The sequence below is a fragment of the Saccharothrix isguenensis genome (assembly GCF_052936305.1).
Genome location: NZ_CP193626.1, coordinates 2,172,921 through 2,199,590 on the forward strand (window position 1 = coordinate 2,172,921; position 26,670 = coordinate 2,199,590).

Below are 26,670 nucleotides of genomic sequence, written 5' to 3' on the forward strand. Positions count from 1 at the left end.
GCGGTTCGTCATCGCGGGGTCACGCGGTCACGCGGTCATCACGGGTAGTTGACCACGTAGCGCTGCTGGGTGGCGAGGTTCGCCGTCCCACCGACGCCGTTGATGACGTTGCTGATCGTGCCGACGCCGCCGAGCGACACCGTCACCAAGTCGTGCATCCGCACCCCCGGCGTGTTCGGCACCTCGAACCCGTTCGCGGTGACGATGCTCGGGTCGGCCTGGTTGAAGGCGTACACGCCCATGCCCCAGCCCTCGTGCGACGTGACGTGGTTGCCCACCTTGTAGCCGGCCCAACCGGGCGAGGCGCCGTTCATCCACGACGCCTGGTTCGGCGGGTCGTACGGCAGTTCGTTCTGGTAGAAGTACGTGCGACCACCGTTGCCGTTCCACACCGTGTTGTACTGCTGGTAGTGCTCGACGAACAACCCGTACGCGGTCACGTTGTCGCCGTTGACGACGACGCCGTTGCGGCCGGTGTTGACGTTCCAGCCGGTGGGGCTCGTGCCGTGGTCGGCCCGCCACACCCACGTGTGGTCGACGATCACGTTGTCGCTGTTGATCTCCAACGACACCGTGGCCTTGCCGGCCTGCGACCCGCCGACGCGCAGGTACACGTCGTGCAGCGAGGTCGGGTTCGCGGAGTGCGAGGCGCTCGACCCGGTCGGGCCGACCTGGAGCAGCACGGGCGAGTTCTGCACACCGGCGTCCACCAGGAAACCGGCCAGCTTCACACCATCCACATCGGACACGGCCATGGCGGCCTTGCCGGTGTCCGGCGACAGCGTCGCCAGGCCCAGGCCCAGCACCACCGTGTTGGGTCGCGTCACGTTGATCGTGTCGTTCAGGTGGTGCACACCCGGCGTCAACAGCAGGTGCTTGCCCTGCGCCAACGCCGCGTTGGTCGTGGCCACCGACGTGCCCGGTTTGACGATGAAGAAGTCGGCCAGCGAGAGGGACTGACCGGCGGGCGCGCCCGATTCCCAGCTCGTGCCCCGCGCGTCGTGCCGCAGCGCCGGGACGAACACCTTGTACTCGCCGTTCTCGAAGTGCAGGAACGGCTTCTCGCGCACGACCGGCGTGGTGTCGACGGTGGTGTGCGACGGATTCGGGAAGTGCTGCGGCGGCGCGCCGGGCGAGCCGACGAACATCATGTTCCACACCGAGCCGCTCCAGCCGCCCGCGAGGTTGGTGTTGCGGGTCAGGAACTGCTGCTGCGAACCGGACACCGCGACGCCGTCGATCTTGCTGTCCACGATCAGACCGCCGGACGCCCAGCCGTCGCTGCCGTTCCACAGGTGGATCTGGCCGCGCAGGTGCATGCGCCGGTACGCCGCCGCCTGCGACACCGCCCACCGCTCGATCTGGTTCGCCGGCAGCGTGACGGACATGTTCTCCGCGCCACGCCAGAAGTTCTGCGTCGCGTTGCCGAGGTTGTTCGGGTTGTCACCCTGCTGCAACCAGTCCGCCTCGACCCGCACGTGGCCGTTGATGTTCACGTCGTCCGGGCTCAGGCCCAGACCCGCTACCTGGGTGTAGAACCGCAGGTTGACGTCGGCGTTGTACGAACCGGGCTTGAACAGCACCGCGTACCGCTCGGTGCCGAACTGGTTGGTCTTCATCTGGTCGGCGATGGCGTTCAGCCGGCCCTGCATCTCCGACTGGGACGAACCGGGTCCGTAGACCAGCACGTTCGGCCCGAAGTCGGGGTTGCGGGGGTCGGTCGGGGGAATGGTCACCCCGCCAGTCTCGGTGTTGACCGCCAACTCCCACAACGAGTAGCCGTAGCCGGTGGAGCGCGTCGTGCCGTGCACGCGGAGGTAGCGGCCGGTGCCCGCGACGGTCAGGTTCTGCACGCCGCCGGTGCCGGTGGTGGTGGAGTAGACGGGGTTCCAGTTGGACGCGTTGTCGGACACCTGGATCTGGAAAGCCCTGCCGTAGGCGGCTTCCCAGTTCAGCGTGACGCGGCAGATCGTCTGCGTGGAGCCGAGGTCGACCTGGATCCACTGCGGATCGGCGAACGCGCTCGACCAGCGCGTGCCGGTGTTGCCGTCGACCGCGGCGGCGGCGGGCGTGCCTCCGTTCTCGACGGACGACGCGGTGGCCGGCCGGTTCAGCGCGACGTTGGTGGTGCCGCACTCGGCGGCCTGGGCGGAGATCACGGGGGTGAGCGCCGCGGTGAGGCCGAGGGCCAGCGCGGCGGTCAACAACCGTGAGCGGGAGCGTGGAGAGCTCATGGTCCTACCTGACGAGGTGAGGGGCACTGGGAAAGGCCCGGGAGCAAAGCCTCCGTGGCACCGGAGGCGCTGAGAGAGCGCTCTCCCGCAGAGTAACGCCCGTGTCACGACGACGTCAACGACAACGTCGTTCCAGCGCGATGGCAACGTCGTCCGAGCCGGCCGCGACATCGTTCAAGACGTCAGGCGGACTCGCGAACCACCAGTGCGGGCTCGAAGATCACGGATTTCGGGCGCAGTCCCGGTTCTTCCACGTGCGCCATCAACAACCGGGCCATCTCGGCCGCCATGTCCTCGACCGGTTGCCGCACCGTCGTCAGCAGCGGTCGGCACATCAGCGCCGGACTGCTGTCGTCGAAGCCGACCAGCGCGACGTCGTCCGGCACGCGCCGACCGTGCTTCTGCAGGACCAGCAACGCGCCCTGCGCCATCAGGTCGTTCGCCGCGAACACGCCGTCGATGCCGGGGTGTTCGGCCAGCAGTCGTTCCATCGCCGCCTCGCCGCTGGCCGACGTGAAGCCGCCCTCGGCGATCGGGACGTACGGGAAACCGTGCCGTGCCATGGCATCGCGGAACCCGGTCAGCCGGTCCTGCGACGCCGGGACGTCCAGCGGACCGGCGACCGTGGCGACCTGCGTGCAGCCGGACTCGACCAACCGGTCGGCGGCGAGCCTCGCCCCGGCCTGGTGGTCGAGGTCGACGTAGCTGATCGGGACGGGCCGGGCGGGTCGCGCGAACAGCACCGCGGGCAGCTTCGCCTCCACCAGTCGTGCCGGCAACGGGTCCTCGGCGTGCGTGGACACCAGCAACGCGCCGTCCGCGCTGCCCTGCCGCAGGAACGCGAGCACGTCGTCCCTGGCGCGCTCGGTGTCGGCGATCATGAGCACCGGGTGGACGCCGCGCGGGCGGAGGAAGCCGAGCACGCCGCCGGCGACCCGTCCGAAGAACGGATCGGCGAGCACCCGTGCGACGAACGCGTCCTCCTCGCCCGGGCCGCCCGCGCCCGAGACGACCAGAGCGATCGTCCCGGCTCGCTTGGTGACCAACGACCGGGCGGCGCGGTTCGGCGCGTACCCGGTCTCGTCGATGGCGGCGCGGACCAGCTCCTGGATCTTGACGTCGACGTTCCGGGTGCCGTTGACGACCCGGGAGACGGTCGCCCGGGACACGCCGGCGACCCGCGCCACGTCTTCCAACGTGGGCGGGGTCGTCGGCGGTCTGCTCATGCGGCCTATTCTGCCATGCGCGGAGAGCGCTCTCCGATGGTCACCGGCGTGTCGCCCGCGGAGCGCCCGACCAGCAGCGTGAACGCGCCGGGCTCGGTCACCCACCCCTCGGGCGTCCAGTGCTGGTACGCCCGCTCCGGCACCTGGACGTCGACCTCGACCACCTCACCGGCCGCCGCCGTCGCGATCGCCCACCCGGCCAACTGGCGCTCGGGGCGTTCGACCTCGCTGTCCGGCCGCGTCACGTACACCTGGACGACCTCGCCCCCTGCCCGGTCGCCGGTGTTGCGCAGCCGCACCTTCACGCCGTCGGCAGTCGCCGTGACCTGCTCATATGCCCACGTCGTGTACCCGAGGCCGTGGCCGAACCAGTACGCGGGCTCTCGCGCGGCCCGTCGCCAGGCCCGGTAGCCGATGTGCAGGCCCTCGTCGTAGCGCAGCACCCCGTCCTCGGGCACGACGTTCGACAGGGGCAGGTCCTCGCCGGTGGCGGCCCAGGTCGTGGGCAGCCGGCCGCCGGGCTCGCGGACGCCGAACAGCACGTCGGCCAGCCCGTGCCCGGCCTCCTGACCGGGGAACCAGGTCAGCAGGACGGCGGCGACCTCGTCCCGCCAGGGCAGCTCGACCGGACCGCCGGAGTTCACCACGACGATCGTCTTGTCGTTGACCGCCCGGACCGCGCGCACCAGCTCGTCCTGCCGGCCGGGGAGCGCCAGCGACGTGCGGTCGAAGCCCTCGCTCTCGATCTCGTCGGTGGTGCCGACCACGACCACGGCGACGTCGCTGGTGCGGGCCAGCTCGACGGCCAGCGCCAGCTCGTCGTCCTCGCTCAGCCGGGGCGGGTCGGCCGCGAGCACGGTCGCCGTCCCGGTGTCTGCGCGCAGCTCACGGCGTGCCACCAGGTCGACCGTCGTGCCGGCGCGCAGGCGCACGTCCGCGTGCCGGTACGGCGGGGTCAGGTGGATGACGGCCGGGTCGTCGGAGTCGAGCGGGACGTCCTCGTCCACCACCCGGGCGCCGTCCACGTCGAGCGTGAGGCGGCCGAACCCGGAGACGGAGAGCCGCCACGGGCCGTCCGCGTTCACCGTGAGCTTGCCGTGGACCTCCATCGTGCGGGCGCCCTCGACCAGCGGGACTTCCAGGATCCGGCCGAGGAACCGGTGCTCGGCGGACAGCTCCGCGCCGTTCCCGTCCAGCAGCCGGACCAGCACGCCGGGCTTGTCGTGGTGCGGGTGGCGGGCGTTGCCGGTGGTCAGCGGCGCGGGCCGGTCCGCCAACCTCACCCCGGCCGTGTGCACGACCTCGGTGACCTCTTCCAGGCCGTCGACGAAGGACACCACGGACTCGGGGTAGACGCGCGCGCTGCCACCGCCCTGGATCCGGGCGGTGGCGGCGTTGGGGCCGAGGACGGCGACCTTCACGCCGGGGGACAGCGGAAGGGCGCCGTCGTTGCGCAGCAGGACGGTGCCCGCCGCCACTGCTTCGCGCAACAGCTCCAGTGGTGCCTCCACCTCGGGTTTCGTCGCCGTGGTGCCGTTGAGCGCGCCGACCCTGGCGGCCAGTCGCAACAGCCGCTCGACTTTCAGGTCCAGCGCGCTCTCCGGCACGTCACCGTTCTCGACGGCTGCTTCGAGGTCGTTCCACGGGCTCTCGGGGCCAGGCATGGCGAGGTCCTGGGCGGCTCGTGCCGATGCGCTCGTGGACCGGGTGGCGCCCCAGTCGGAGACGACCAGGCCGTCGAAGGCCCAGGAGCCCTTCAGCGGCTCTTCGAGCAGCGGGCTCTCGGACATGGTGGTGCCGTTGACGCCGTTGTAGGCGGACATGACCACCCAGACGCCGGCGTCGACCGCGGCCTCGAACGGCACCAGGTAGACCTCGTGCAGGGTGCGTTCGTCCACCTCGGCGTCCAGGGTCAGGCGTTCGGTCTCGGAGTCGTTGGCCACGTAGTGCTTGGCGGTGGCCGCGACGCCGCCGCTCTGGACGCCGGTGATGTAGGCGGCGCCGATGCGTGCGGTCAGCAGCGGGTCTTCGGAGTAGCACTCGAAGTGCCGTCCGCCGAAGGGTGACCGGTGGAGGTTGAGCGTCGGCGCGAGCAGGACGTCGACCCCCTTGCGCCGTGCCTCGGTCGCCAGCAGTCGACCGAGTTCGCGCACCAACTCGACGTCCCACGTGGCGGCCAGGGCGGTGGGGGAGGGCAGCGCCAACGACGTGCTGCGCTCGTCCCACCCCTGGCCGCGCACCCCGATCGGCCCGTCCGACACCACGATGGACCGCAGCCCGATGTCCGGTTCGGCGTGCGTCCGCCAGCCCGTCGCCCCGGTCAGCAGCCGAACTTTCCGCGTCACGTCCAACTTGCCGACCAACACGTCCAGGTCCAACGCGTCCACCACGACCCCTAACCTCGGAGAGCGCTCTCCCGTCCAGCCTCAGCGCAACCGCCCGCCGTGTCAACCGTCGTGAGCGTTGAATTCGGGGGTCGCGAACGGAGGACTCACGCGACGGGAGTGGAGGACTCGCGGTGTCGGACTGGGCGACTCGCGGGTGAGAGCGCTCTCACGACCCGCGAGTCGTCCACTCCGGCACCGCGAGTCCTCCGTTCGGGACGGGTGAGTTGAACGCTCGGGTCAGGCGATCTCGGCGCGGGCGGCGGTGGCTGTGGCAGCGGCTGTGATCGTGACGGTGGAGGTGGCGGGCTTGCGGGGGTCGGCGGCGCGGTCGAGGAGGGCGGCGACGGGGAGGGTGGCGGCGCCCACGGCGACGGCGTCCGGGCCGAGGTGGCCCAGCTCGATGGAGATCTGCTCGTACGGGTGCCGCAACGCGTGCGCACGGGTGGCGGCGACGATCCGGTCCATCTGGTGGGCACCCAGCGCCTGGCCCGCCCAGCCGCCGAGGACGATCCGCTCCGGGTTGAACAGGTTCACCAGGTTGGCGATGCCCGCGCCGAGGTAGCCGGCGGTCTCCTCGAGCACGCGGGCGGCGGTCTTCGAGCCGGGAGCGGCTTCGATCAGCGCGGCCACGGTGGACTGCTCGTCCGTGCCGGCCAGCGCACGTCCACGGGCCTTCCGGTAACGGTCGAGGATGCCCTCCGCGCCCACGTAGGCCTCCAGGCACCCGAGAGCACCGCAGCGGCACGGCCGACCGCCGTACACGATCGTCGTGTGCCCCCACTCGCCGGCCGAACTGGTCGAGCCCCGGTACACCCCACCGTCCGTGACGACGGCCGCGCCGACGCCGGAGCCGATGAGGGCTATCACCACGTGCCTCGCCCCACGCCCGGCGCCGAACCACATCTCGGCCTGACCCTGCGTCTTGGCCCCGTTCTCCACGTACAGCGGCCACGCCGACTCGGAGGCGTCGGCGACCAGTTCCTCCAGCCGCACGCCGTCCCACCCGATAGTCGGCGCGTGCACGACAGCCGTCGCACCCTGTTCGACCGTGCCCGGAACGCCGATGCCGACACCCAGCACGGTCGACGGCTCGATGCCCGCCGCGGCGACCACGTCCTGGACGGACGACGCGATCAGCGAAGCCACCGCGGAGGGGGAGGAGGGTGACAGCGCGTGGTCGAGGGCGGCGAGCTGGGTCAACGCCAGGTCGAACAGCTCGACCTTGATCCCGGTCTCGCCGACGTCCACCCCGATGACGTGCCCGAAGTCCGGGTTGACGCGCAGCAGCACCCGCGGCCGGCCGCCGTCCGAGTCGACGGAACCCGCCTCCACCACGAGCCCGTCGTCCACCAGTTCGCCGGTCACGGTGGACACCGTGGCGGCCGACAGCCCGGACCGGCTGGACAGCTCGTACCTGCTCAGGGGACCGTCGAAGAACAGGGTCGACAGCAGGGTCGAGCGGTTCTGACGACGCAGGTCGCGGACGGTGGTGCGCTTCGGTGCCACGCGACGGACCTTAGTTTGCGACTTAAAATTAGTCTAAGTTTGTAACCTGTTCGTGATTGACGTGACTTGGCTCACCGGGGTTGAGTCTCCAACGACACGAGGACGCACCCGGCGTCCCAGCCGCGATGGCACCCGCGGCCCGCACCGACGAGCGCTCGCTCTTCCCCCCGCCCGACAAGGAGAACCCATGCGACTCAGGCGAACGTCCGTCCTCGCCGTCGCGGCAGCACTGCTGTTCTCGGCAGCCTGTTCGACCACGAACCCCGGTACGAACAGCGCGAACGAAGGCGTGCTGAACGTGGGCATGCCGAACGGCCCGCAGACCGAGAACAACAACCCGTTCCTCAACACGTCCGCGGCCAGCTCGCTCGGCTACCGCCGGCTGCTCTTCGAGCCGCTGGCGATGGTGAACGAGACCAAGCCCGCGGAGAAGCCCAAGCCGTGGCTGGCCACGGACTGGGAGTGGTCGGACAACTACCACAAGTTGAGCCTGACCATCCGCGACGGTGCGACGTGGTCGGACGGCAAGCCGCTGACCGCCGAGGACGTGGCGTTCACCTTCGAGCTGCTCAAGAAGAACCCCGGCCTGAACGTCGACTCCGTGCCCTACGACGTGATCTCCGCGTCCGGCAGCAAGGTCGAGGTCGGCTTCCCGAGGTCGCAGTTCGTCAACCAGAAGAAGATCCTCGAGCAGCTGATCGTGCCCAAGCACATCTGGTCGACGATCGCCGACCCGAGCACGGACACGATCAAGACCCCGGTCGGCAGCGGCCCGTACACGCTGAAGTCGTTCACGTCGCAGACGGTCACCCTGACCGTGCGCGACTCGTACTGGCAGGACCTGCCCAAGGTCAAGGAGGTCCGCTACACCTCCTACAGCGACAACAACGCGCAGACCACGGCCCTCGCGACCGGCGCGTCCGAGTGGAGCTTCGTGTTCATCCCGAACTACGAGGCCGTCTACACCTCGAAGGACCCCGAGCACTACAAGCTGTACTTCCCGCCGGTGCTCGGCATCCACGGCCTGTGGTTCAACACGAAGGTCGCGCCGTGGGACAACCCGGCCCTGCGCCGCGCGGTCAACATGGTGATCAACCGTGACGACATCTTCATGCAGGGCGAGGCCGGGTACTTCTACCCGAAGGTCGACAACATCACCGGCATCCCGACCCCCGCCGGCGACTCGTACATCGCGCCCGAGTTCAAGGACAAGATCGTCGACGTCGACGTCGAGGGCGCCAAGAAGGAACTGGCCGCCGCCGGCTTCACGTTCGAGGGCGACAAGCTGAAGGACCCGTCGGGCAAGCCCGTCACGCTGAAGATGACCGTGCCGTCCGGCTGGTCGGACTACGTGACGAACCTGGAGATCATCAAGGACAACGTGTCCGAGATCGGCATCGAGGCCACGGTGGACCTGCCGAACGCCGACGCCTGGAGCAAGGCGCTCGACACCGGTGACTTCGAGGCGGCGCTGCACTGGACCAACAACGGTCCGACGCCCTACGACATCTACGAGAACATCATGAACGGCGCGCTGTACAAGCCGATCGGCGAGGGCGGCATCAACGGCAACTACGGCCGTTACGAGAACGCCGAGGCCACCGCGCTGCTCAACGAGTACGCCAACGCCGCCGACGACGCTGCCCGGACCGCGGCGCTGCACAAGCTCCAAGAGATCTTCGTGCAGGACATGCCGGTCGCCATCACCTCCGCGGCCAACGCGGGCGGCCAGTACAGCACGAAGAACTGGGTCGGCTGGCCGGACGAGTCCGACCAGTACGCGCCGCTGCAGCCCACGCTGGAGAACGCGCTCGACGTCGTCCTGCACCTGAAGCCGGCCGCATGACGACGAGCACCGCACCGTCGGCCTCCGGGACCACTGACGTGGTCCTGGAGGCCGATGGCCTGACCAAGCACTTCCCGGTCCGCAAACGCGGGCGCGAGCTGCTGTCCCGGAAGGTGCGCGCGGTGCGCGCCGTCGAGGACGTGACGCTCAGGCTGCACCGCGGCCGGGTGACCGCGCTGGTCGGCGAGTCCGGCTCGGGCAAGTCGACCGTGGCCCGGCTGCTGGCGCAGCTCTACCCGCAGACGGGCGGCACGATCCGGTTGCACGGCGAGGCGGTGTCCGACGCCGCCGGCGGCAAGAGGTTCCGCGCGTACAGCAAGCGGGTCCAGATGATCTTCCAGGACCCGTTCGCCTCGCTGAACCCGGTGCACACCGTGCGCTACCACCTGACCCGGGCGCTGAAGATCCACGGCAACGCGGGCAGCACGTCGGCCGAGCAGGAGGCGGCGCTGACCCACCTGCTCACCCGCGTGCAGCTGACCCCGCCCGAGCGGTACATCGACAAGTTCCCGCACGAGCTGTCCGGCGGGCAGCGCCAGCGCGTCGCCATCGCGCGCGCCCTGGGCGCCGACCCCGAGGTGCTGCTGGCCGACGAACCGGTGTCCATGTTGGACGTCTCCATCCGGCTCGGTGTGCTGAACCTGTTGAAGGACCTGAAGGAACGCCTGCACCTCGCGATCCTCTACATCACCCACGACATCGCGTCGGCGCGCTACTTCGCCGACGAGACGTTCGTGATGTACGCGGGGCGCGTGGTCGAGGGCGGTGAGAGCGAAGCCGTGACGCAGCGGCCCGCCCACCCGTACACGCAGCTGCTCATCGAGTCCGCGCCGGACCCCGACCGGCCCGACTCGCACGACAAGGACGGCGGCACGGGCGAGCCGCCGAGCCTGATCAACCCGCCGGAGGGCTGCCGGTTCAACCCGCGCTGCCCGTACGCGATGAAGGTGTGCGCCGAGAAGGTGCCGCCCCGGTTCGCCGTCCACCCCGACGGTGCCGCCGACACCGACAGCGGTGACGCCGACTCGCCGGCGCACTTCGCGGCCTGCTGGCTCTACGGCGACGGCCTGTCCGACGAGGACAAGGCCAAGCTGCGCGAGCCCGAGGAGGTGTCGTGAGCTACCTCTTCAAGCGGATCGCGTTCTACCTGTTCACGGCGTGGGCCGCGGTCACCATCAACTTCTTCATCCCGCGCGCCATCCCCGGCGACCCGGTGCAGGCGCTGATCACCCGGTCCCGGGGCCAGATGACCAGTGAGGCCGTGGAGTCGCTGTACGTGCTGTTCGGGCTGGACAAGAACGCCGGCCTGGTCGAGCAGTACTTCAGCTACCTGGGTCAGCTCGTGCGCGGCGACCTGGGCCTGTCGTTCACCTACTTCCCGTCCCCGGTGTCGCAGGTCATCGGCGACGGTCTGCCGTGGACGCTCGGCCTGGTCGGCGTCACCACCGTGCTGGGTTTCCTCATCGGCACGACGCTGGGCACGGTCATCGGCTGGCGGCGCGGCTCGTGGGCCGACGCGCTGATCCCCGTGACCACGTTCGTGTCCTCCATCCCGTACTTCTGGCTCGGCCTGATCGCGATCGCGCTGCTGACCGGTCCGGACAGCTTCTTCCCGGCCTCGGGCGCGTACGACGGCGGTCTGGTGCCCAACCCGGACCCGCAGTTCATCGGCAGCGTGCTGCGGCACGGCATCCTGCCCGCGTTCACGATCCTCATCTCGTCCATGGCGGGCTGGATCCTGTCGATGCGCAACATGATGGTCACGGTGGCCTCCGAGGACTACGTGACCGTCGCGCACGCCAAGGGCCTGTCCGACCGCCGGGTCATGGTGGGCTACGCGGCGCGCAACGCGCTGCTGCCCAACGTCTCGGGTTTCGCGCTGTCGCTGGGCTTCATCGTGGGCGGCACGCTGCTGGTGGAGATCGTGTTCTCCTACCCGGGGCTGGGCCTGCAGCTCTTCCAGGCGGTCGGCGCCAAGGACTACCCGCTCATGCAGGGCGTCTTCCTCGTCATCACGTTGTCCGTGCTGCTGGCGAACTTCCTCGCCGACGTGGCCTACCTCGCGCTCGACCCGCGCACCCGACGGGAGGGCTGAGCAGTGACCGTCGTTCCCACCACCGCGGCGACGACCCCGGTCGCGACGCCCGCGAAGCGCCGCCGGCTGCGGTTCGTGGCCAACCCCAAGGCCACCGTCGGCCTCGCGATCCTGGGCTTCTTCGCCCTGCTCGCGATCATCGGGCCGTGGATCGCCCCGTACGACCCGTCAGGGCGCAGCGACGACCTGCTCCAAGGGCCGTCGGCCGCGCACTGGTTCGGCACCACCCACCTGGGCCAGGACATCTTCAGCCAGGTCGTGGTCGGCACCCGCAGCGTGATCGTGGTCGGGTTCATCGCGGGCGTCGTGGCGACGATCCTGTCGATCCTCGTCGGCGTCACGTCCGGCTACCTGGCCGGTGCGGGCAGCGAGGTGCTGTCCGCGCTGTCCAACGTGTTCCTGGTGCTCCCGGCGCTGCCGCTGATGATCATCATCACGTCGACGCTGCCGGAGACCAGCACGCTCACCATCGCGCTGGTCATCGGGTTCACGTCGTGGGCCTGGGGCGCGCGCATCCTGAGGGCCCAGACGCTGTCGCTGCGCGGCCGCGACTACGTGGAAGCCGCACGGGCCACCGGCGAGAAGACCTGGCGGATCATCCTGTTCGAGATCCTGCCCAACCTGACCGCCGTCATCGCCTCCGGTTTCGTCGGCACGGTCATCTTCGCGGTGACCCTGGAGATCACGCTGGCGTTCATCGGCATCGGCGCGGGCGGCGACTGGAACTGGGGCACAGTCCTGTACTGGGCGCAGAGCCAGCAGGCCCTCGCCCAGGGCGCCTGGTGGTGGTTCGTGCCCGCCGGGCTGGCCATCGCCCTGCTCGGCACCGCGCTGTCGCTGGTGAACTTCGGCATCGACGAGTTCGTCAGCCCGCGGCTGCGCGGCGGCGGCAAGACGAAGGTCAAGACCGCCGACGGCCGCACGGTCAAGATGCGCGTCGGCTTCACGCCGGTGCTGGGCAGCTCCGAAGGAAGGGAGGGATCGTGACCGACGCGGTGCTCGAGATCCGCGGTCTGAACGTGGACTACGGCCTGGGCGACGACGCCGTGCACGCGGTCCGCGACGTCGACCTCACCCTCCACCGGGGCGAGGTGCTCGGCCTGGCGGGGGAGAGCGGCAGCGGCAAGTCGACCCTGGCGTACGGCCTGACCAGGCTCCTGCCGCCACCGGGGGTGATCGCGGGCGGGGAGGTGCTCTACCACCCCGACGGCGGCGCACCGGTGGACGTGCTCCGGATGACCCTGCCGGAGCTGCGGAGGTTCCGCTGGGCCGAGACCGCGATCGTGTTCCAGGGCGCGATGAACTCGCTCAACCCGGTGCACCGGATCTCGAGCCAGCTGACCGACGTGATCAAGGCGCACGACCCGCGCAGCACGCCCGCGTCCCGGCTGGCCCGCGCCCGCGAGCTGCTGCGCCTGGTCGGCATCTCCGCCGACCGGCTCGACAGCTACCCGCACCAGCTCTCCGGCGGCATGCGGCAACGCGTGATGATCGGCATGGCGCTGGCGCTGGAGCCGAAGGTCGTCATCATGGACGAGCCGACCACCGCGCTGGACGTGGTGGTGCAACGGCAGATCCTGCGCCAGCTGGTCGAGCTGCGCGAGCGGCTGGGGTTCTCGGTCGTCTTCATCACGCACGACCTGTCCCTGCTGGTCGAGTTCTCCGACCGGATCGCGATCATGTACGGCGGCCGGATCGTGGAGGAGGCCGCCTCGGCCGACCTGTACCGCGACCCGCTGCACCCCTACAGCCACGGCCTGCTGAACTCGTTCCCCGCGCTGCGCGGACCGAAGCGCGAGCTGACCGGCATCCCCGGCTCACCGCCGGACCTGCGCGCCATGCCTCCCGGCTGCGCGTTCCACCCACGCTGTCCGCACGCAATGGAGCGCTGCGGTGTGGAGGTACCGGTGCTCGGCGTTCCCGGCAACGTCCTCCCCGGCCGAGACGCCGGGGAGGACCGACGGGATCCCGCCGCCCGCACCGTGGCCTGCTGGCTGCACCCCGTTCACGACGACGGGCTCTGAACCCGTCCACCGACGGGTTCCGACCTCCTGAGGAGATCCATGGACACCACGGCGCCGATCGTCGGGCACGACCCCGCGATCGACACCCTGCCCGCCTCGTTCCGCTGGGGCGTGGCGACCTCCGCGTACCAGATCGAGGGGGCGCACGAAGAGGACGGTCGAGGACCGTCCATCTGGGACACCTACTGCCGCACGCCCGGCATGGTGCACAACGACGACAACGGTGACGTCGCGTGCGACCACTACCACCGGATGCCCGAGGACGTCGCGCTGATCGGCTCGCTCGGCGTGGACACCTACCGGTTCTCCGTGGCCTGGCCGCGCGTGCAGCCGGGCGGCAAGGGCCCGGTCAACCCGCTCGGCATGGCGTTCTACGACCGGCTGGTCGACGAGCTGCTGGCCAAGGGCGTCGACCCGTGGGTCACGCTCTACCACTGGGACCTGCCGCAGGAGCTGGAGGACGCGGGCGGCTGGCCGGTGCGCGACACCGCCTACCGGTTCGCCGACTACTCGATGCTCGTGTTCGACGCCCTGTCCGACCGGGTGCGCAACTGGACGACGCTCAACGAGCCGTGGTGCTCGGCGATGCTCGGCTACTACGAGGGCCGCCAGGCGCCCGGCAGGCAGGACTTCGGGGCGGCCATCCACGCCGTGCACCACCTGCTGCTGGGCCACGGCCTGGCCACCCAGCGGATGCGCGAGGCGGCCACCGAGCCGATGGAGTTCGGCATCACGCTCAACATGGGCCACGCCGCGCCGGCCAGCGACAGCGACGCCGACCGCGACGCGGCCCGGCGGGCGGACGGCCTGTCCCGGCGGATCTACCTGGACCCGCTGGTGCGCGGGCAGTACCCGGCCGACGTGGTCGAGGACCTGGCCGCGCGCGGGGTCGCGATCCCGGTCGAGCCGGGCGACCTGGAGATCATCAAGCAGCCCATCGAGGTGCTGGGGGTCAACTACTACTCCAGCTCGATGTTCTCCGGGGTGGACGAGGACGGCAAGACCGAGGACGCCGACGGCGTGCCGGTCTGCCGGGAGGTGCGCTACGGCCGCCCGGTGACCGCGATGGACTGGGAGATCGTGCCCGAGGGGTTCACGAGGCTCCTGGTCCAGATCGGTCAGGACTACCCCGGCGTGCCGATGGTCATCACCGAGAACGGCGCGGCGTTCGACGACAAGGCCGACGAGAGCGGGTTCGTGCGGGACGACGACCGCACCGCGTACCTGGACTCTCACATCGCGGCGGTCGCCAAGGCGCGCACCGAGGGCGCGGACGTGCGCGGCTACTTCGCGTGGTCCCTGATGGACAACTTCGAGTGGTCCTACGGCTACGACAAGCGGTTCGGCCTGGTGCACGTGGACTACGAGACGCAGGTCCGCACGCCCAAGGGCAGCGCGCTGTGGTACCGGGACACCATCCGCCGCGTCCGCGGCAGCTGAGTGAACGGCCGGAGGGCCGGGGGGACGTCCTCCCCCCGGCCCTCCGGTGTTCCAGCTCAGCGCCGGTAGACGCCGAACTCGTAGAGCGAGTAGCCCCAGCCCGTGCCGCGCTGGGTGGCGTGCAGCCGCACGTACCGCGCGGTGGCCGTCACGTCGATCGAGTCGACGCCGCCGTTGCCGGTGGTGGTCCCGTGCACCGGCCGCCACGTGGTCCCGTCGTCGGAGACTTGGATCTCGTACGCCCGGCCGTAAGCGCCCTCCCACACCAGCTGGACGTGGTCGAACGTGGTCGGGGCGCCGAGGTCGACCCGGACCCACTGCGGGTCCGCCCAGTCGCTGGCCCAGCGCGTCGTCGCGTCGCCGTCCGTGGTGTTGCTCGGCGGGAACGGCGCGCCGTCGCCCACCTGCTGGAAGGACGACGCCGTGGTCGACTTGCCCAGGGCCACGTTCACGCCCGCCGGCTGCGGCGCCACGACCCGGACCGACTTGGTCTCGATGCCGATGTTGCCTCGGCCGTCCTCGGCCATCACGTACACCTTCCAGACACCGAGCCGGTCGGGTGCGGTGACCGTCAACCGGTTGCCGTCGACCTGTACGGGCGTGAAGCCCAGGCCGCCGCTCTCGTCGATGTACTTGCTGTTGAACGCCGCCGACCACGTGATCGCGTCGCCGTTCGGGTCGCTCGCGGCCACGTCGATGGTCAGCCGCGCGCCCGTCGGGATGCTGGTGGGCAGGTTCATGCCGGTGATCACCGGCGGGGTGTTGACGGGCGTCGCGCCGCCGAACGCCCGCTGCACCGCGTAGAACGACAGCCGCTTCTTGCCCGCCGGGGTCAGGTTGAACCACACCGCGCCGAAGTCGTACTCCGTGCCGTAGTGGAACAACGTGCCGCCGAACGACACCCCGGTGTGCCCGGTGATGCAGTTCCACGCCTCGGTGTAGCCGTCGCGCTTCTGCACGTCGGTCGGCTCGCCCGGCACGCCGTTGACGTCGTTCCGCACCTCCCACTCACCGGCCGGGCCGGCCTCGGTGAGGATGTACGGCTTGGTGTGGCCGCCGTCGATCCAGTCCTGGCGGACCTTGCACACGTTGCCGTAGGAGTTCACCGAGTACAGGTCGAGGTCGGGGGCGTGCGCCTTCAGGTACGCCCACGCGCCGGTCCACGCGTCGGTGTTGGTCACCGGGTGGCTGGTGTCGACGGCGTGGATCGCGCGGGCCGCCTCGTTGACGTACTTGGCGTACGCGACGCGCTGGTTCTCCAGCTCCGTGCCGGAGTAGCAGTTCTGGAGACCCAGGATCGACTCGTTGCCGACGTTCCACATCAGCACGCCTGGGTGGTCCTTGTAGGTGGTCACCCACTGCCGGATCGTGTTCAGCATGTCGGTCTTGTAGGTGGTGTCGGTGAGGTAGTCGACGCACCCGCCGGAGCCGGGGCCGCCGCCGGGCTGCAACCAGAAGCCGTTCATCACCTTCAGGCCGTTGGCCGCCGCCGCGTCGAGCAGCGGCTTGGTCGAGCCGTCCGTGCCCCAGGTGCGCAGGGTGTTGACGCCCATGGACTTCAGCTCCGGCATGTACCGGGCCGCTTCGGCGGCGGGCGGACCCCAGGTGAGGCCCTTCACCGTCCACGGCTTCCCGTCCACGGTGAGCTGCCAGTTGCCGTGCGAGCCGGTGACGTGCACGCCGGTGCCGGGTGGGGGAGGAGTGCCCCGGGTGCCGTAGACGCGGAACTCCCACAGGGAGTAGCCGTAACCGTTGGCGCGCTGGGTGCCGTGCATGCGCACGTACCGGCCGGAGCCGGTGACGTCGAAGCCCTGCCTGCCGCCGGTGCCGGACGTGGTGGTGTGGACGGGGGTCCACGTGGTGGCGTCGGCCGAGACCTGGATCTGGAACGAGGTCCCGTACGCGGCTTCCCAGTCCAGCTCGACGCGGCTCAGGGTGGACGTGGCGCCCAGGTCCACCTGCAACCACTGCGGGTCGTTCCACGCGCTGGCCCACCGCGTGCCGCCGTTGCCGTCGACGGCCGCCGACGCGGGCGTGCCCGCGCCTTCGACCGAGGACGCGGTGGCGGGCTCGCCCTCGGAGAGCAGTTCGGGGGCCGCGGTCGCCGTGCCCGGGACCACCGCGAGCCCTATGAACAGCGCGAACCCCAGGAGAGGGACGACCACCTTGGTGGTGGGTCGGAGGCGGTGCATGGCATCTCCTGCCGGATTGTCGGATCGAGGTGCGGGAGAGCGCTCTCTCAACCCGAGTCGAAGTGTCGCGAACGGACGACGGATCTGTCAATGACGTGCCTATTGACACCCGGGTGGCCCAGCGGGCAACCTCACTCGGGAGAGCGCTCTCCCGCCACGTTCCCACGTTGGCAGGAGGACAAGGATGTCCCGAAAACTCCGCGCGCCGGCCGCTGTCGCGGCGGTCGCCCTACTTTCCACCGTCTTCACGGCCGCCACCCATTCGGCCCAAGCCGATGAGCTGGTCACGCACCACGAGTTCCAGGCCAACTGCTCGGTCACCGCGCACCGGCCCGACGACCCGATCGTCTTCCCCGGGCTGCCGGGCGCCTCGCACATGCACACGTTCCTGGGCAACCAGTCCACGGACGCCCGCAGCACCACCGACTCGCTCAAGGCCGGGCAGACGAACTGCCGGACGCCGGACGACAAGTCCGCGTACTGGTTCCCGTCGCTCTACAACGGCGACCAGCTGGTGGCCCCGGACTTCCCCCAGGTCATCTACTACAAGTCCGGCATCCTGAACTACCGGGAAGTCCGGTCGTTCCCGGCCGGGATCCGCTTCGTGGTCGGCAGCCCGTCCGCGACGCAGGAGCAGTTCCGCACCGCGCCCGGCGCCGTCGAGGGCTGGGAGTGCGGCAACAGCGCGCACAACTGGGACTTCCCGTCGTACTGCCCGCCGGGGAGCCGGCTCAACGTCCGCTACCAGGCGCCGAGCTGCTGGAACGGGCGCGACCTCGACTCGGTGGACCACAAGTCGCACATGGCCTACCCGGACCGGGTGACGCTGGTGTGCCCGTCCACGCACCCGGTGCCGGTGCCGATGATCGAGTTCAAGATGGCCTTCCCCGTGTCCGGCGACATGTCGCGGGTCCGGCTGGCCGGCGGCCGTGGCTACACCTGGCACTACGACTTCATGAACGCGTGGGACGGCCCCACGCTCCAGGCGCTGGTCGGCCACTGCATCAACGGCGGCCTCCAGTGCGACCCGCGCGGGTACGACCAGTACAAGCCGCACCGGGGCGCCGCCCTCGGCGCGGACTACAGGTTGCCGCGATGAGGGTTCCGCGGTGACGGAGTTCCCGGCCACCCCGGGGCGCCTTCGGGCGCTCTGGGGCGCCACCCTGCTGCTCCTGGTCGCGTGCTCGTCCCCGGAGCCCGCGACGCCGTCCCCGTTCAACGCCACCGACACCGCGTGGATCCAGCTGATGATCCCGATGAACGAACAGCTCCTGCCCGCCCTGGACCTCGCACCGCCCGCGCTCGCCGGCTTCGCGGCCGGCCTGCGGGCGTCGCACGAGCAGGAACTGGTCGACCTGAAACGGCTGCGCGACCGCGCCGGCTTGGCGGACGCGAACGTGCACGCCGGCCACCAAATGCCCGGCCTCGTCTCGCAAGCCGACCTCGCCGCCCTGCGACTGGACCCGTCCGCGCTGCCCGCGAAGCTGCGCGAGCACCTGGAGCAGTCGGCGTCGCTCGCGCGCGGCGAGCAGGACAGCGGCGCCGATCAGGAGAGCCGCGAGCTGGCCGGGGCGATCGCCTCGAAGCGGGCCGCGCAGACCGCCGAACTCGGCGTAGCGTCGGTCCCATGAGTGCTGCGGAACGCGGACGGGTGCGGGTGGAGGCCGGCGCCAAGCGCGTCCGGGCCTACCTGGCGGGCGAGCTGGTGGTGGACACGACGCGGCCCGCGTTGGTGTGGGAGAAGCCGTACTACCCCACGTACTACTTGCCGGTCGAGGACTTCCAGGCCGCCTTGGTGCCCACCGGCGAGGTGAAGCGGTCACCGAGCCGGGGCGACGGCCAGGTGCACGACGTGAAGACCACCCGCGGCGTCGCGGCCGGTGCGGCGCTGCGCTACCCGGAGTCGCCCCTCGAACCGCTGCGCGACCTGGTCCGGCTGGAGTGGGACGCGATGGACCAGTGGTTCGAGGAGGACGAGCGGGTCTACGTCCACCCGCGCGACCCGCACACGAGGGTCGACGCGTTGCGCAGCAGCAGGCACGTCCGGGTCGAGGTCGGCGGCGTCGAGGTGGCGAACTCGCACCGCCCGGTGGTCCTGTTCGAGACCGGTCTCCCGGCCCGCTACTACCTGCCGATGACGGACGTCCGGCTGGACCTGCTCCGCCCGACCGACCTCCGCACCAGCTGCCCGTACAAGGGCACCGCCGAGTACTGGTCCGTGGTGATCGGCGACGACGTGCACGAGAACGTCGTGTGGGGCTACCGCACGCCCTTGCCGGAGAGCGCGCCGGTCGCGGGACTGGTCGCGTTCTACAACGAGAAGGTCGACACGTACGTCGACGGCGTCCTCGAAGACCGGCCGCGCACGCCGTTCGGCTGAGCGTGATCACCGGTTGCCGCCCGGACGGCGGATGGCCGGACCTCTGCCGTCCGTGGACCCTTGCGGACCATGGACGTCTTCCCCTCCACCCCGAGGGCACACCGCAACCCCGTGGTCATCGCGCGGAAGAAGGCCCTCCTCACGGCGCCTCACATGGCGAAGTTGACGGAGTTCGCCCGACGCATCGCCACCGAGCGCAAAGCCGACGTGCCGCTGTTCGACCCGGCGAGCGGCGGCGTCGACTCCAAGGTCCTCCTGCTGCTGGAGTCGCCGGGACCGGCGTCGGTCAAGTCCGGCCTCAACTCCCTCGACAACGACGACCCGACCGCCGCCAACGGGTTCAGCGCGATGGCCGAGGCCGGTCTGTCCCGGCGGGCGTGCCTGAGCTGGAACGTGGTGCCCTGGCACCTGGCGAACCGGGAGCCCACGCCCGCGGAGCTGAGGTCGGCGGTGCCGTACCTGGTGGAGCTGCTGCGGATGCTGACCGGCCTGAAGGCGGTCGTCGTGCTCGGCAGGCCGGCGGGCACCGGCTGGACGCTGTCCGGTCGGGGCCACAAGCTGAAGGTGTTCAACGCACCCCACCCCGCCCCGCTGTCCATCAACCGGGACCGCGCCGCCCGGTGGCCGCAGCTCGTGGACGCCTTCCGCCAGGCCGCCAAGGCGATCGACTGAGTCAGGGGGCCGGCCGGGCCCGCTCCACGTCGAACACCTCCATCAGCTCGGCCGGCGCGACCTCTTCCAACTGCGAGTACGTGCACGACTCCGGCGTCCGGTCCGGCCGGAAGCGGACCAGCCTGCTGGTGTGGCGGAAACGCCGCGCCTGGACGTGCTCGTAGCGGACCTCGGCGACCAGCTCCGGCCGCAACGGCTCCCACGACAACGTCTTGGTCGGGTTCCACCGGCTCTGCGCGCCGGGCGTGGTGGCGTCGATCCCGGCCCACTCCGCCCACGGGTGGTCGACCAGCGCGTCCACCCGGTACGGCGCCAACTCGGCCACCAGCTCACGGCGGCGCGCGGCGGTGAAGCTGCTGGCCACGCCGACGCTGTGCAGCACGCCCTCGTCGTCGTACAGGCCGAGCATCAGCGAACCGACGCCTTCGCCGTCCTTGTGCGGCCGGAACCCCGCCACCACGCACTCGGCGGTGCGCTCGTGCTTCACCTTCCACATGACCCGCTTGTCCTGCTCGTACGGCAGGTCGGTGCGCTTGGCCACCACCCCGTCGAACCCGGCGCCCTCGAACCGGGTGAACCAGTCCTGCGCCTGGTCCGGGTCGTCCGTCGCGGGCGTCAGGTACAGGCCCGGCACGTCCCGCAGCGCGCCCTCCAGCAGCCGGCGGCGTTCGCCGAACGGTGTCGTCATCAGGTCCCGGTCGTCCAGCGCGAGCAGGTCGAACGCGACGAACCCGGCCGGCGTGTCGACGGCCAGCTTGCGCACCCGTGACGCGGCCGGGTGCAGCCGCAGCTGCAACAGGTCGAAGCTCAACCCCTCCGGCGTGACGATGACGACCTCCCCGTCCACCACGCACCGGGGCGGCAGCCCGGCCAGCAGCACCTCGACCACCTCGGGGAAGTACCGGGTCAACGGCCGGTCGTTGCGCGAGCCCAGCTCCAGCTCGGCGCCGTCCCGGAACACGACGCAGCGGAACCCGTCCCACTTGGGCTCGTACACCAGTCCGGGCTCGCGCGGCACGGAGTGGACGGCCTTGGCGAGCATCGGCCGCACGGGTGGCATCACGGGGAGGTCCACGCCGCCGAGCGTAGGTCGAAGGCGGGATTTCCACCGGGGATCGGGATCGCGGACCGGACCTGTCCGCATTGGGTCCTAGCGTGGTGTCGACACCGAAACGGAAGGCACCCACACCATGAGCACCACGGCGATCGCTTCGACCGAGCTGACCGACCTGCTGGCGGTCCTCGCCAAGACCCGCGGCTTCCTCCGCTTCACCGTGCGGGGCCTGACCGACGAGCAGGCGCGGCTCACGCCCACCTCCAGCGCGCTGTCCCTCGGCGGGCTCATCAAGCACGTCCGCGCCGTGGAGGAGTCCTGGATGCGGTTCGCGGTCGGCGGCGCCGAGCTGATGATGGGCAGCGTCGATCAGGACTGGGAGAACGGCTTCCGCATGCTCGCCGACGAGACGCTGGAAGGCCTGCTCGAGGACTACGAGGAGACCGCCGCGAAGACCGAGCGGCTGCTGGGCGAGCTGGACCTGAACACCGCCTACCCGCTGCCCGAGGCGCCCTGGTTCGAGCCCGGCGCGTCGTGGAGCGTCCGCAAGGTCGCCATGCACATCATCGCGGAGACGGCCCAGCACGCCGGCCACGCGGACATCATCCGCGAGACCATCGACGGCCAGAAGACGATGGGCTGACAACGCTGGGCCAGGAAGCGCTGGGCCGGACGGCGCTGGGCCGAGCTGGTTCAGAGGCGGCAGAGCCGGCGGATCGCGTCGGCGTGCGAGGGGTAGCGCGGGGCGAGGGTGTCGGCGGCGCCGAACGTGACCACGTCATCGGTGTACGGCGGCACCACCACCGTGCCCACCAGCGACCACTCGCCGTCCGGCTCGCTCGCCTGCCACACCCCGGCGGGCACGACCACCTGCGGTCGCTGTCCGCCCGCGAGGTCCGGCCCCAGCACCGGCGTGGTCACCGAGCCGTCCGGGTGCAGCAGGAGCATCCGCAACGGCGCGCCGCGGTGGTAGGCGTAGATCTCCACGTGCTCCAGCTTGTGCACGCCGGAGAACTCCCCCTCGCGCAGCAGGTAGTAGATCGAGGACACCTCGGGCGAACGCCACGACTGGCCCCACCACCCGCCCTCCACCGGCAGCTCGGCCAGCCCCAGCGCCTCGACGGCCTCCTCGGCGTTCACCACGACCCCCCGTTCACGTCATCCCGGCTTCCACCGAGTCGTGCACCACGACCATCCCCTTGCCCAGCCGCTTGGCCGTGTACATCGCCGCGTCGGCCGTGCCCAGCAGGTCGTCGGCGGTCAGCGCCGGGTCGAACGCCTCGCGGTGCGAGATCCCGATCGACGCCCGGATCCGGTGCGACCCGTTGGCCGTCCGGTGCGGCTCGCTCATCGCCTCCAGCACCCGCCGCCCGATCTCCTCCGGCGGCTGCGGGTAGCCGTCGACCAGCACGCCGAACTCGTCGCCGCCCAGCCGCGCCACCACGTCCTGCGTCCGCACGCAGCCCTGCAACCGCGACGCCACGACCCGCAGCACCGCGTCGCCCTCGGCGTGGCCGAAGTTGTCGTTGACGTCCTTGAACCCGTCCACGTCGATGAACAGCACCACCACCGGCGACGTGCCGGCCAGCGCCGCGTCCAGCCGTTCCCGGAACAGCGCGCGGTTCGCCACCCCGGTCAACGGGTCGTGGTACGCCTGGTGCCGCAGCCGTTCCCGGCTCTCCCGCAACTGGTCCAGCAGCCGGACGTTGTCGATCAGCGTCAGCAGCTGCCGGGCGATCACCAGCAGCACCACGCCCAGCCCGACGTAGATCTCCAGCGGGTTCAGCCGCACCCCGGTCGCCGTGCCCACCACGATGAACAGGCCGGTGACGAGCATCGGCAGGTACGGCACCAGCAGGTGCAGCAGGTCGCCCGCGCGCAGCCGGGCCGCCCCCACCCGTTCCCGGGTGCCGCCGCCGGGCGCGATCGAGCTCAGGAAGAACAACGCCGGCGCCACCATGAACCCGATGTCGGCGCCCGTCGGCATGACGGTGGTGCCCTTGCTCACCAGGTAGGCGAACATCCACCCCGAGCCGGACTGCGCCAAGCCCGCCAGCGCGATGAGCAACACCGGCAGCTGCCGCACCGAGCGGTGCGTCCACGACGACACCAGCAGCACGACCAGCATCACCAGGTACGCCGCCGGGTGCGCCACGACGGTCGCGAAGCCCGGCCCGGAGGTGGCCCACGCGCGGACCATCGACTCCAACAGCGACACCCACGTGAGCACGAACAGCGAGCCGACCACGATCAGGCCGTCCAGCGCGACGACGAGCTTGCTGCGGTGGCCGGGCAGCTTGCCCGAGCCGCCGTGCGCCAGCACCAGGACCGCGCACAGCGTCAGCGCGGGCACGAGCATGAACCCCAGCGGCGCCAACGTGGACGAGGGCAGCGACACCCCGAGGAACACCTGGCCCCACGTCCACGCGCACAGGCCGACGACCAGGCTGGCCATCGCCGCCGCCATCCACAGCCGCCAGCGCCGGGCCACGCCCTGACGCCGCCGGGCCGCCCGCCAGTAGGACACCATCGCGGCGGTCGAGGCGACGAGCTGGGCGAACTTGTCGACCGCCACCGACGCGGGCCGGTCGAGCACCCCGGAGACGGCGAGGAAGACGGTGCAGACCACCAGAGCGCAGACGGCAGCGGTGATGATGCCGAACCGCCTCAGGGTCATAGCACCCCGCTTTTGGCCGCGACTGAGGTCGATCAGTTGACCGAGCCACTGTAGTCAGCACGTAACGCTGTGTCGATCGGGGGTCCCCTTCGCCGCCCCGCGCGTGTCACGGCCGCGGTTCCCGGTCCACCCCTTAAGGTTCGAACTGGTGTTCGTCGCAAGTCTTCGAGGGGACCAGCGTGCGCGTGTTCGGAGTCGACCCCGGCTTGACCCGGTGCGGGTTCGGGGTGGTCGACGGCGGTCCTGGCCGCACCGTGCGGCCGGTGGCCGTGGACGTCGTGCGCACGCCCGCGGACATGGACCTGGCCGTCCGGCTGCTCCGGCTGTCCGAGGCGGTCGAGCAGTGGCTGGACCGCTACCGGCCGGAGGTCGTCGCCATCGAGCGGGTGTTCAGCCAGCACAACGTGCGCACCGCCATGGGCACCGCGCAGGCGGGCGGCGTGGTGGCGTTGTCGGCCGCACGCCGTGACCTGCCCGTCGTGTTCCACACCCCCAGCGAGGTCAAGGCCGCCGTGACCGGCTCCGGCCGGGCGGACAAGGCCCAGGTCACCGCCATGGTCACCAAGCTCCTCGGCCTCAAGACCGCCCCCAAGCCCGCGGACGCCGCCGACGCGCTGGCCCTGGCCATCTGCCACCTGTGGCGCGCTCCCATGCGGTCACGCCTGGAGGAGGCGCAGGCGAGGGCGGCTGAGATCGCCCGCACCCACCGCGCGAGACTGGCGCAGGCCAGTGTCCGACTGTCGACCCCGTCGACCGCCGCGAAAACCGGAGGTAAGCCAGAGTGATCTCGTCACTGCGCGGGCAGGTGTTGTCCATCGGCCTCGACCACGTCGTCGTCGAGGTCGGCGGTGTCGGCTACGCCGTGCAGGCCACCCCCGCCACGCTGGCCACGCTGCGCCGCGGCGAGGAGACCCGGTTGGCAACGGCGCTGGTGGTGCGCGAGGACTCGCTGACCCTGTTCGGGTTCGCCGACACCGAGGCCCGCGAGCTGTTCGGGCTGCTGCAGACGGTGTCCGGGATCGGGCCGCGACTGGCGTTGGCGACGCTGGCCGTGCTGGAGCCGGACAAGCTGCGCGCCGCGCTCGCCGAAGGCAACATCACCGTGCTGACGCAGGTGCCGGGCATCGGCCGCAAGGGCGCCGAACGGCTGATCATCGAGCTGCGGGACAAGGTGGGGCAGCTCCAGACCGCGCCCAGCGCCACCGGTGACAACGTCCAGGTGCGCACCCAGGTGACCGAGGCGCTGCTGGGCCTGGGCTTCCCCGCCAAGCAGGCCGAGCAGGCCGTGGACGCGGTGCTGGCCGCCGACGGCACGCTCGGCACGTCCGAAGTCCTCCGCCGCTCGCTGGCAGCTCTGGGCCGCAAGCGATGAACCGCGCCGACCTGCTCATCCCCGCGGAGGCGCAGTGAACTTCGAGGGCTATGAAGAGGACGACACCCTCAACCCGCTGCCGGACCCCACCGAGCGGGACGTCGAGACCACGCTGCGGCCGAAGGACCTGCACGAGTTCGTCGGCCAGCCGAAGGTCCGCGAACAGCTCGAACTCGTCCTGCAAGGCGCCATGCAACGAGGCTCGCCGCCGGACCACGTGCTGCTCTCCGGCCCGCCCGGGTTGGGCAAGACCAGCCTCGCCATGATCATCGCGGCCGAGCTGGGCGCGTCCCTGCGGATCACCTCCGGTCCCGCCCTGGAACGCGCCGGCGACCTGGCCGCGATGCTGTCCAACCTGGTCGAGGGCGACGTCCTGTTCATCGACGAGATCCACCGGATGGCCCGGCCCGCGGAGGAGATGCTGTACCTCGCGATGGAGGACTTCCGGGTCGACGTCGTCGTCGGCAAGGGCCCCGGCGCGACCAGCATCCCGCTCGACATCGCGCCGTTCACGCTGGTCGGCGCCACCACCCGGTCCGGTGCGCTGACCGGCCCGCTGCGCGACCGGTTCGGCTTCACCGGGCACATGGAGTTCTACAGCCCGGACGAGCTGGAGCTGATCGTCCGCCGTTCGGCGAAGATCCTCGGCGTCGACCTGCGCGACGACGGCGGCCGGGAGATCGCGGGCCGCTCCCGAGGCACGCCCCGCATCGCGAACCGGCTGCTCAGGCGGGTTCGGGACTACGCGGAGGTGCGCGCGGACGGCGCCGTCACCCTCGAAGTCGCGCGGGACGCCCTGAAGGTCTACGACGTGGACGAGCTGGGCCTGGACCGACTGGACCGGGCGGTCCTGGACGCGTTGGTCCGCTCGTTCGGCGGTGGCCCGGTCGGGGTCTCCACGCTGGCGGTCGCGGTGGGCGAGGAGCCCACGACGGTGGAGGAGGTCTGCGAGCCCTACCTGGTGCGGGCCGGGATGCTGGCGCGCACGCCCCGTGGTCGGGTCGCCACCGCCAGCGCCTGGGTCCACCTCGGACTCCAGCCCCCGGCGGGGGCTCCGGGCGAGGCCACTCGATCGCTGTTCGACGACGCCACCGAGTGATCGGGATTACTGACCTGGCACAATCGGGAACGGCACCCCAGAAATTCGGGCGTACCGGACGCTGATCGCGTTCGTTCGTCCGGTCGATCGGAGAATGATGGAACTGTCCTCCTTGATGTTCCCGCTGCTGCTCGTGCTGCTCGCGGTGCCGCTGTTCCTCAGCGCCCGCAAGCAGAAGCGGGCGGTCGCCGAGCAGCAGGCGCTGCTCAAGTCCCTGGAGCCGGGCGACCGGGTGATGACGACCTCCGGGCTCTACGCGACCGTGGCCGACGTGAGCGACGACGACTCCACGATCGACCTGGAGATCGCCGACGGGGTGGTCACCACGTGGCTGCGCCAGGCGATCCGGGAGAAGGTCGTGGCGGACACCGACACCGACGCCGTCGTGGACGACGTCGACGACGAGACCGCCGACGTCGAGCCCGTGCAGCAGGAGAGCAAGAAGTAACCGCTCGTAGCCAGAACA

Annotated in this window: 23 protein-coding genes; 15 read left to right on the forward strand and 8 right to left on the reverse strand. The window is 70.8% G+C overall.

Annotation, left to right across the window (positions count from 1 at the left end):
* Window positions 1-38 precede the first annotated feature (38 nt).
* The 4 genes from ACRAKI_RS10505 to ACRAKI_RS10520 all read right to left on the reverse strand — a co-directional run bounded on the left by ACRAKI_RS10505 (window position 39) and on the right by ACRAKI_RS10520 (window position 7,353).
* Window positions 39-2,234 carry a discoidin domain-containing protein gene (locus ACRAKI_RS10505; protein WP_447006863.1) on the reverse strand — a complete coding sequence of 732 codons (2,196 nt, stop codon included), beginning with the start codon at window positions 2,232-2,234 and terminating at the stop codon, window positions 39-41.
* Window positions 2,235-2,416: 182 nt separating this feature from the next.
* Window positions 2,417-3,460, reverse strand: coding sequence for a LacI family DNA-binding transcriptional regulator (locus ACRAKI_RS10510; RefSeq protein WP_447006864.1), 1,044 nt, complete (start codon window positions 3,458-3,460; stop codon window positions 2,417-2,419).
* Window positions 3,461-3,465: 5 nt separating this feature from the next.
* Window positions 3,466-5,850, reverse strand: a complete 2,385-nt coding sequence (locus ACRAKI_RS10515; RefSeq protein ID WP_447006865.1) for a beta-glucosidase — start codon at window positions 5,848-5,850, stop codon at window positions 3,466-3,468.
* A gap of 234 nt (window positions 5,851-6,084) precedes the next feature.
* Window positions 6,085-7,353: an ROK family protein gene (locus tag ACRAKI_RS10520; RefSeq protein WP_447006866.1), complete on the reverse strand. Its 1,269-nt coding sequence runs from the start codon at window positions 7,351-7,353 to the stop codon at window positions 6,085-6,087.
* A gap of 187 nt (window positions 7,354-7,540) precedes the next feature.
* Between ACRAKI_RS10520 and ACRAKI_RS10525 the strand changes: the two genes are divergently transcribed.
* Genes ACRAKI_RS10525 through ACRAKI_RS10550 form a run of 6 tightly spaced genes read left to right on the forward strand, consistent with a single transcriptional unit; the run spans window position 7,541 to window position 14,758 of the window.
* A complete protein-coding gene (locus tag ACRAKI_RS10525; protein ID WP_447006867.1) occupies window positions 7,541-9,199 on the forward strand; it encodes an ABC transporter substrate-binding protein in 1,659 nt (552 codons plus the stop codon).
* The gene (locus tag ACRAKI_RS10530) at window positions 9,196-10,317 is read left to right on the forward strand and encodes an ABC transporter ATP-binding protein (RefSeq protein WP_447006868.1); all 1,122 of its coding nucleotides are present in this window, start codon (window positions 9,196-9,198) and stop codon (window positions 10,315-10,317) included. Before ACRAKI_RS10525 ends, ACRAKI_RS10530 begins: the two co-directional genes overlap by 4 nt.
* Window positions 10,314-11,294 carry an ABC transporter permease gene (locus tag ACRAKI_RS10535; RefSeq protein WP_447006869.1) on the forward strand — a complete coding sequence of 327 codons (981 nt, stop codon included), beginning with the start codon at window positions 10,314-10,316 and terminating at the stop codon, window positions 11,292-11,294. Before ACRAKI_RS10530 ends, ACRAKI_RS10535 begins: the two co-directional genes overlap by 4 nt.
* A 3-nt stretch (window positions 11,295-11,297) precedes the next feature.
* The gene (locus ACRAKI_RS10540) at window positions 11,298-12,281 is read left to right on the forward strand and encodes an ABC transporter permease (RefSeq protein ID WP_447006870.1); all 984 of its coding nucleotides are present in this window, start codon (window positions 11,298-11,300) and stop codon (window positions 12,279-12,281) included.
* Window positions 12,278-13,318, forward strand: coding sequence for an ABC transporter ATP-binding protein (locus ACRAKI_RS10545; protein ID WP_447006871.1), 1,041 nt, complete (start codon window positions 12,278-12,280; stop codon window positions 13,316-13,318). The genes ACRAKI_RS10540 and ACRAKI_RS10545 overlap by 4 nt, the downstream gene beginning before the upstream one ends.
* A gap of 39 nt (window positions 13,319-13,357) precedes the next feature.
* Window positions 13,358-14,758: a GH1 family beta-glucosidase gene (locus ACRAKI_RS10550; protein WP_447006872.1), complete on the forward strand. Its 1,401-nt coding sequence runs from the start codon at window positions 13,358-13,360 to the stop codon at window positions 14,756-14,758.
* A 56-nt stretch (window positions 14,759-14,814) separates the two neighbouring features.
* On the opposite strand, the gene ACRAKI_RS10555 is transcribed toward ACRAKI_RS10550, so the two are convergent.
* Window positions 14,815-16,950, reverse strand: coding sequence for a discoidin domain-containing protein (locus tag ACRAKI_RS10555; RefSeq protein WP_447006873.1), 2,136 nt, complete (start codon window positions 16,948-16,950; stop codon window positions 14,815-14,817).
* A gap of 184 nt (window positions 16,951-17,134) precedes the next feature.
* Between ACRAKI_RS10555 and ACRAKI_RS10560 the strand changes: the two genes are divergently transcribed.
* From ACRAKI_RS10560 to ACRAKI_RS10575, 4 genes are all read left to right on the forward strand, one after another.
* Window positions 17,135-18,049, forward strand: coding sequence for a DUF1996 domain-containing protein (locus tag ACRAKI_RS10560; RefSeq protein ID WP_447006874.1), 915 nt, complete (start codon window positions 17,135-17,137; stop codon window positions 18,047-18,049).
* Window positions 18,050-18,059: 10 nt separating this feature from the next.
* Window positions 18,060-18,581: a DUF305 domain-containing protein gene (locus ACRAKI_RS10565; protein ID WP_447006875.1), complete on the forward strand. Its 522-nt coding sequence runs from the start codon at window positions 18,060-18,062 to the stop codon at window positions 18,579-18,581.
* Window positions 18,578-19,330, forward strand: coding sequence for a DUF427 domain-containing protein (locus tag ACRAKI_RS10570; protein WP_447006876.1), 753 nt, complete (start codon window positions 18,578-18,580; stop codon window positions 19,328-19,330). The genes ACRAKI_RS10565 and ACRAKI_RS10570 overlap by 4 nt, the downstream gene beginning before the upstream one ends.
* Before the next feature lie 69 nt (window positions 19,331-19,399).
* Entirely contained in the window at window positions 19,400-20,002 is a 603-nt protein-coding gene (locus ACRAKI_RS10575) for a uracil-DNA glycosylase (RefSeq protein WP_447006877.1), read from the forward strand.
* Window position 20,003: 1 nt separating this feature from the next.
* Here the strand turns inward: ACRAKI_RS10575 and ACRAKI_RS10580 are convergent, their stop codons facing one another.
* Window positions 20,004-21,077, reverse strand: coding sequence for an ATP-dependent DNA ligase (locus ACRAKI_RS10580; RefSeq protein WP_447006878.1), 1,074 nt, complete (start codon window positions 21,075-21,077; stop codon window positions 20,004-20,006).
* A gap of 115 nt (window positions 21,078-21,192) precedes the next feature.
* Between ACRAKI_RS10580 and ACRAKI_RS10585 the strand changes: the two genes are divergently transcribed.
* Window positions 21,193-21,699 carry a DinB family protein gene (locus ACRAKI_RS10585; RefSeq protein ID WP_447006879.1) on the forward strand — a complete coding sequence of 169 codons (507 nt, stop codon included), beginning with the start codon at window positions 21,193-21,195 and terminating at the stop codon, window positions 21,697-21,699.
* A gap of 50 nt (window positions 21,700-21,749) precedes the next feature.
* Here ACRAKI_RS10585 and ACRAKI_RS10590 read toward each other — a convergent pair whose 3' ends face one another.
* Window positions 21,750-22,199: a cupin domain-containing protein gene (locus ACRAKI_RS10590; RefSeq protein ID WP_447006880.1), complete on the reverse strand. Its 450-nt coding sequence runs from the start codon at window positions 22,197-22,199 to the stop codon at window positions 21,750-21,752.
* Window positions 22,200-22,209: 10 nt separating this feature from the next.
* Window positions 22,210-23,733 (reverse strand): diguanylate cyclase domain-containing protein, encoded by a 1,524-nt coding sequence (locus ACRAKI_RS10595; protein ID WP_447006881.1) that lies wholly within the window; start codon window positions 23,731-23,733, stop codon window positions 22,210-22,212.
* A 179-nt stretch (window positions 23,734-23,912) separates the two neighbouring features.
* Here ACRAKI_RS10595 and ruvC point away from each other — a divergent pair, with 179 nt between their 5' ends.
* The 4 genes from ruvC (at window position 23,913) to yajC (ending at window position 26,652) form a co-directional block, all read left to right on the forward strand.
* Window positions 23,913-24,518 (forward strand): crossover junction endodeoxyribonuclease RuvC, encoded by a 606-nt coding sequence (ruvC, locus tag ACRAKI_RS10600; protein ID WP_447006882.1) that lies wholly within the window; start codon window positions 23,913-23,915, stop codon window positions 24,516-24,518.
* A complete protein-coding gene (gene ruvA / locus ACRAKI_RS10605; protein ID WP_447006883.1) occupies window positions 24,515-25,105 on the forward strand; it encodes a Holliday junction branch migration protein RuvA in 591 nt (196 codons plus the stop codon). The genes ruvC and ruvA overlap by 4 nt, the downstream gene beginning before the upstream one ends.
* A 34-nt stretch (window positions 25,106-25,139) precedes the next feature.
* Entirely contained in the window at window positions 25,140-26,204 is a 1,065-nt protein-coding gene (ruvB, locus tag ACRAKI_RS10610) for a Holliday junction branch migration DNA helicase RuvB (protein WP_447006884.1), read from the forward strand.
* Between the two features lie 97 nt (window positions 26,205-26,301).
* Entirely contained in the window at window positions 26,302-26,652 is a 351-nt protein-coding gene (yajC, locus tag ACRAKI_RS10615) for a preprotein translocase subunit YajC (protein ID WP_447008382.1), read from the forward strand.
* The last annotated feature ends 18 nt before the right edge of the window (window positions 26,653-26,670 follow it).